At 41.9% G+C, this 6,434-nt stretch carries 9 protein-coding genes; 7 read left to right on the forward strand and 2 right to left on the reverse strand.

The window, feature by feature from the left end; translation table 11 throughout:
- Nucleotides 1-5 precede the first annotated feature (5 nt).
- From MK127_07440 to MK127_07450, 3 genes are read left to right on the forward strand one after another with little or no spacing between them, the layout of a single operon-like run.
- Nucleotides 6-749, forward strand: coding sequence for an alpha/beta hydrolase (locus MK127_07440; protein ID MCH2532623.1), 744 nt, complete (start codon nt 6-8; stop codon nt 747-749).
- 21 nt (nt 750-770) lie between these two features.
- Nucleotides 771-2,039, forward strand: coding sequence for a M20 family metallo-hydrolase (locus MK127_07445; GenBank protein MCH2532624.1), 1,269 nt, complete (start codon nt 771-773; stop codon nt 2,037-2,039).
- Between the two features lie 20 nt (nt 2,040-2,059).
- Nucleotides 2,060-2,515, forward strand: coding sequence for a VOC family protein (locus MK127_07450; GenBank protein MCH2532625.1), 456 nt, complete (start codon nt 2,060-2,062; stop codon nt 2,513-2,515).
- An 82-nt stretch (nt 2,516-2,597) separates the two neighbouring features.
- Here MK127_07450 and MK127_07455 read toward each other — a convergent pair whose 3' ends face one another.
- Nucleotides 2,598-3,200 carry a hypothetical protein gene (locus tag MK127_07455; protein MCH2532626.1) on the reverse strand — a complete coding sequence of 201 codons (603 nt, stop codon included), beginning with the start codon at nt 3,198-3,200 and terminating at the stop codon, nt 2,598-2,600.
- A 164-nt stretch (nt 3,201-3,364) separates the two neighbouring features.
- Entirely contained in the window at nt 3,365-4,252 is an 888-nt protein-coding gene (locus MK127_07460; protein MCH2532627.1) for an EamA family transporter, read from the reverse strand.
- 126 nt (nt 4,253-4,378) lie between these two features.
- Between MK127_07460 and MK127_07465 the strand changes: the two genes are divergently transcribed.
- The 4 genes from MK127_07465 to MK127_07480 all read left to right on the forward strand — a co-directional run.
- Nucleotides 4,379-4,816 carry a GNAT family N-acetyltransferase gene (locus MK127_07465; GenBank protein ID MCH2532628.1) on the forward strand — a complete coding sequence of 146 codons (438 nt, stop codon included), beginning with the start codon at nt 4,379-4,381 and terminating at the stop codon, nt 4,814-4,816.
- Nucleotides 4,817-4,840: 24 nt separating this feature from the next.
- Nucleotides 4,841-5,254, forward strand: coding sequence for a pyridoxamine 5'-phosphate oxidase family protein (locus MK127_07470; GenBank protein ID MCH2532629.1), 414 nt, complete (start codon nt 4,841-4,843; stop codon nt 5,252-5,254).
- A gap of 202 nt (nt 5,255-5,456) precedes the next feature.
- The gene (locus MK127_07475) at nt 5,457-5,996 is read left to right on the forward strand and encodes a hypothetical protein (GenBank protein ID MCH2532630.1); all 540 of its coding nucleotides are present in this window, start codon (nt 5,457-5,459) and stop codon (nt 5,994-5,996) included.
- An 87-nt stretch (nt 5,997-6,083) separates the two neighbouring features.
- Nucleotides 6,084-6,434: nitroreductase family deazaflavin-dependent oxidoreductase (locus tag MK127_07480; protein MCH2532631.1), on the forward strand; the 351-nt coding region annotated here is incomplete at its 3' end.

The raw sequence follows: 6,434 nt of genomic DNA on the forward strand, positions 1-6,434 counted from the left end.
TTTGAATGCCCGAGTTATTGATTAATGGATATAAACATTATTATGAAGAAGTGGGGGAAGGTACGCCCATGATTTGGGTAACAGGGACGAGGTTTGACTCTGCAAAAAAATGGGTTGATTACATGAAAGAGAATGCTCATGGGTTCCGTATGATTATGCCAGATATACGTGGTATGGCAGACAGTGAACATGTTGCTGAATGTGAACCTTCAGATTGGGTACTGGACCTAGGAAGCTTCCTTGACGAACTAGGGATAGATTCAGTCCATTTGGCGTCAGAAACGTTGGGCACAAGAATAGTTACAAGGTTTGCCTATGAGAATCCCGCACGGGTTAAATCTTTGATTCTTAATGGACCTATAGCTTACAGTGATCCAGAAGGTGATGAAGATAGAGTGCGGCAAGCAGATCCTTCAAATATTACGCCTGAAGCACTCGCACGCCTTGAGTACTACCATGGTTCGGGAGCGCTCGATGTAAACTTGTTTTACGTAAAAATGCATGCCAAGCCCGAGTTTCATGAGTATTACGATTTACGAACAATTGCTCCAGAAGTAAAAACTCCTACACTTATTTTGCGAGGAGATATGGATGAAGATCGACATCCCGTGGGTCATGCAAATCAGCTCCACAAGCTATTTCCCAATTCGTGGCTTCAGATTTTTGCCAATACTTCATTTAACGGAATGGTTCAACACCCTGAAAAATCTTGGGAACTTATTAGATCATTGGTTGAATCTACGGAGTAGTTTTGTGGAGTGGAGGTTATTTTGGCTAAGGGAAATATAACGGAGAGAGTAACGAAGGAACGTTTGCAGGACGACTTAAATCGGCTTGAAGAATTTACTGATCCATCGCTTCCTTATACAAGACGAGCTTTCTCATCTCACTACTACGACGCTAGAAAATGGTTGTATCAACAATTCCAAGAAGCGGGATTAAAGACATCTGTAGATCCTGCCGGAAACCTTATAGGACGATTGGGCCCTTCTATTGGACCTTCATTATGCATTGGATCGCATATTGATACTGTTGAAGCTGGAGGTAGGTTCGACGGTATTGTTGGAGTACTGGCTGCTTTAGAGGTAGCTCGCTGTTTACAAGATGCAGGAATAGAGCTTTCATACCCCTTGGAAATTATCGACTTTGTTTGTGAAGAGCCGACCATAGTCAATTTAAGTCCCTTAGGTAGCAGAATTATGTCAGGGGATGTAACGTCCGAGATGGTCAATATTGCATCTACCCCGTTTGGCGAATCATTGCCAGGTGCAATCGAAAGGCTTGGAGGGAACCCCGCTAAAATTTCTGAAGTAAAACGTGATATTGGAGATATTTTAGGTTACTTGGAATTGCATATTGAGCAAGGCCCGGTCTTGGAAAAAGCAGGTTTGGGCCTTGGGGTTGTTACAGTGGTTGCAGCTCCTTGTAGGGCAGCTGTTTCTCTCGTAGGCATCGCTGACCACGCAGGAGCCACTGCAATGTCTGATCGTCGTGATGCACTTGCTGGAGCTGCTGAACTAACACTAGCTGTAGAGAAAATTGTTAGTAGCCCAGACATTGTCCAAGAGAGCGTAGGCACAGTTGGGTCTTTAAAAGTGAGCCCCAATATGGTGAATATTATCCCTGGGCGTGTTGATATGACTGTAGAAGTTCGCAGTACTGTACCCGAGGCTTTGGAATGGGCTCGAGAAGAAATTGAAACTACCTTGAATAATTTGGCTACAAGGCGAGGGCTCGAAGCAAAGATTGAATGGTTACAAATAGAAGAACCTGTCCCTGTCCCTATTGATATGCAGAACATTATTGCTCAGGCGGCAAATGACGTGGGGGTTCCCAAGATGTCCTTGGCTAGTCGTGCATCGCATGATGCGGCAAAACTTGCTCCTATTGCGCCGGTAGGTATGCTTTTCATTCCTTGCATGGACGGCCGTAGCCATTGTCCTGAAGAATGGGCAGATATCAACGATATAATTACAGGAACGAAGGTTTTGGGTCAGGCGCTTTTAAGATTAGATGAGTATCTATCAACTAAACTTTAATTGGAGACAGGAGAAATAATTTGTTTACAAGAGTAGACCATTTGGAAGTCCTTGTTAGTGATGTAAAAAAAAGCGTGGATTTCTATACACGTGTTCTTGGTTTTGAGCGAGCCCGATGGACTATAGCCCATAGGGCAGAAGGCGATTTTGAGCAGGCGTGCGTTGTCCTTAATGGTTTTATGATCGAGCTTATTCAAAACCAGAATCTACAACCTTCTTCACTCAATATAACCCCCAACGGAATAAAAGCTTTTGCCCTTCGGGTGAAAGATATGTCTGAAGCGGTCTCTTTCTTGAGAACTCAAAATGTTCAATTCACGCGTGAGCCTAAGGCTGGCGGAAGCTTCTATGGCCTTCGAGCTGAGATAGTAGACCCCGACGGTACGGGCATAGAGTTGCGTGAATGGCAAGATGGAGACGATATAGGGAACAGCAATTGGCAACCGTCAGATCCACAGGTGGAACAGATAAATTAAATCGGATTAATATTCAGGCATAAAAATAGGGCGCCCAGAAAATAAAGGTGCCCTATTTTAGGATTAGTACTATACCTATGCTTTAATTATTACTTTTGTTGGTGATACCAATGTACGCCAACAAAAGTAATCCCAAGCCAAAACTTCCAAGCCAGACCTGCCACATAACAAAATTCCCTACAAGTGCAGCTAATCCCAATACTGCAAGGATTACCATTAACGTGGGATTTCCAATCTTTTGCCGGAACACACTTAAACCTACTAGGAGAAAACTAATCCCCATGCATGTGCCACCAAACCAGAAGCCTGTTCCACTGAGTTCAATTAAGGCTGCAGCCGCATCGGCATTATTTTTAGATAAATCAAATCCAGTTATGCCTGTTATGAGCCCCACCCACATTAATATGATGCCAAACAAGGCAAAGTAAGCGCCGATACTTAGAGCGGTACTTGCTTCATTAATGCTTTTCAACCAAGCTGAATAACCGGCCAAAAATACAAGCATTGACATCATTGCTAGCATTCTGATCATGCCCACGTTTTGCCAATCTTCACTTGCAGAAGCCCAGGCAATCGTTTCGAGCGTAGTATCTTGGTTACCCTGCATAGCCCAGGAAAGCATCATCAATACATAAGCAATAATGCCAGCTAATAACAGCCTACCGTTAAGTTTTGAACTTATCATTTCAACCTCCAGAGACGATTCTTGTAACTAACTATTACAGTAGCTATTTGGAACATAGGGGCATGTAAGGGTTAAGTCAATTAGATAAATTAACGAAAGACGGAATAATTAGGGATGAAAATAGCTTAAAATCGTAATGTATACCCTACTTTTATCTATCCCTCTCATATACGTAGGACTACTACGCCCGAAATTACAAGCAAAGTACCCAAGATTTTGTAACTTAATGTTTCTCTGTTTAGAACTTCCTCAAAAATTCGTAGCCTTTGGGTACTTAGTACCGAGGCAATAATTAATACGGTTACTGGTGAAATACTGGTCAATAGAATCCCAACTGGACCAACAGGTCCTACTGAAACTGCATAATTCACTAGCAGCATAAAGCCGAGTGCAAATACACCTTCGGCAAGGAAAAAAAGGATTAATGTTTTGTAATTCCGAAGTGATTTATATACTCCCGCGAAATGCTTTTTCCGGAAAAATACGATTGGTATGACAAGGCTAACTGCTAATGTTCTAAACGCCTCTGAAGTTAGTACGCTTACATGGGCTGATGCTTCATCAAGGCCGATCATTACCCAGGCAGCAAAAAAGGATGAAACTAAGGCAGCAAGTAAGGGGATTTTCCTGGCGAAATATAGACGTCCATGAATTGGCTTAATCGCAATAACAAAGACACCTGAAGACGCAATAATGAGTCCTGAAATTTGTACATAAGTTGGGATATGTCCAAATAAAAGCGCTGCAAAAATGATCGTAAATGCAGGTACCACTGCAAGCACAGGCGCAATTCTGCTAGCATCTTCACGGGCAAGCGCATAGAAATAGGAAATAGCAGTGAGAACGACTGCAGCACCTGCAATTGAAGCCCATATTATTCCGCCCGTATTTATTGATGCGTCAGAGTTAAGAATTAGGGAGAATAAGACCGCAGCTCTTATCACATGAATCAAGCCAAAAGCGACCATGAATTCTGCAATTGAAGCGAAGCAATTGGAGATTAAATACTTTTCAATGATTGACATGAATCCGAAAAAGAATCCTGCAAGCATTGCTGCGTAGTACCAGTCGATAATGAGTCCTTTTGAATCTACAAAATAAATTACATGGGGTTTTCAGTTTAACCTATGTTAGGGTTCCAATAAGCTATATTTCATCACCTGTTTTTTAATTTATCTATGGAAATTCAAGGGCAAATAAAGATTAGAGTTATTCGTTCTCAGCAAGATTGGGATGCTGCCTTAGCTGTTAGGGAAGAAGTTTTTATTAAAGAGCAGGGAGTACCTTCCAGTATTGAACGGGACGATAATGATGATAGGGCAATTCATGTTATTGCATCACATGAAAATGAAATCATTGGTACCGCACGATTAACTACTGATCAGGAGGCTCGCATAGGTCGAGTTGCTGTAATCAAAAAATGGCGTCGCCAAGGAATTGCAGGCTTGCTTTTAAATGCCTTAGAAGATGAGGCACGCAAGCTTGGCTTTACTGAAATGACTCTGCATTCTCAGTCATATGTTAATCAGCTTTATTTAAATCATGGTTATGTTCAGAACGGTCCCGAATTTTCTGAAGCTGATATTAACCATGTTCCAATGACCAAGAGACTTTAAGTCTCCATGATGAGGAGTTTATAAATGGCCAAAATGAATGCGCGAGAAATGGCAACGTTTCTTGAAGGATCGCATATAGCGAATTTAGTGACCCTCTATCCAGATGGTACCCCTCATATTGCGCCAATATGGTATGAGTTTCGCGAGAATATGTTCCTTATGTTCACTCCTTCAAATTCAAGAAAACTTCAAAATTTGGCGATAGATAATCGGGCTTCTATTTCAATTGCGAGTTATGACGAGCCATACCGCTATGTTGTTGCAGAGGGATATATATCTTTGGATGAGCAATCTTTTGAAGCAATCGGATTAAGGATAGCGACGAGATATCGTGGTTCTCAAAAAGGCGAGGCTTTTGTCAATCAGCTTCGGAACGAATACAAGATGGTTACACTTATGTTTAGACCCGAGCGATTAATTACATATAAAGCCGCTTGAGGAATTTTCTTACTAATTTTCAAAGCAAAAACATTACCTTTACGCACGCAGTTGAGTTTTGGGATTTTTAATTTGATATCACCCATAACGATGTTCCCCAAGGTTAGACCCAGAAATTTTTTCAGATTAGTTAGCTTAACCTATTTACGATAATCGTAGTAAACGATTTAATTACGGCGAAAATTGATGTTATGGAGGAAACATGACTGAAAAAAATTTGACCGGCGCGCTTCTAATCATAGGCCCCTTGCTAGGAGTTTTGGGCTGGATGATTTTAGGTCCTGACGGACTGGACATCATTACCCAAAAATATTCCTTGGTTATGGGGATGATGGGTGGAGTTCTTATGGTTGGTGGTATGAATGGGATTAAAGATCGTATGGGGGATGGCCCTGGTATCCATTTTGCCCGCCTTGCATTAGTGGTAATGATTATTGGTATGGGTGGGAACATACTTGAAGCTGCATATATTATGATTGGCTCAGCAGCAGCCATTGCAGAGGCTGCAGGTGCTCTGTCAACTGGGCTTATCATGCTTGGCTTTGCTGTAATAGGAATCGCGTTTTTTCTTCAGAAAAACGTTCATATTGCGTTATCATTGCTATTTATAGCCGTGGGTTTGTGGGGGGCTGTAACTGCATCTATTTGGTACGAAACAAATAGCTTGATTTACGTTGCCTATATTGGCTCCATGGTTGCAGCTCTTATCCTTGGAGTATTAACCGTAAGATCAAAAGATTAAGTTTTTACTTTAGTAGAATTTAAACTGGCCAAGGTTTTATCATGAATCTTGGCCAGTTTGTTGTATTGCGAAACTAATGGAGGGGAAATGAATGAATATATCCCAAGCCCCAGAGAGTGGGTTGCGGACCAAGTTGCTCTTTATGAAAGTAGTGGGGGCACAGATGGCTTAACACTCAGAGATACCGGTATGCCTGTCATAATTGTAACGAATAAAGGTAATAAGACGGGTGCCACGCGGAAAACACCTCTAATGCGTGTGGTAGATGGAGATAATTATGTACTGGTAGCCTCAATGGGCGGAGCTCCAAAGCATCCGGTGTGGTATTACAATTTAATGGCTGATCCTGATGTTGAATTACGAGATGAGACTCAAGTTTTTAATATGCGAGTGAGAGAAATCAAGGACGCTAAAGAACGGGCACGTCTATGGGTAATT

This window comes from Dehalococcoidia bacterium, from assembly GCA_022449765.1.
Classification (GTDB): Bacteria; Chloroflexota; Dehalococcoidia; order Lucifugimonadales; family Australimonadaceae; genus UBA2963.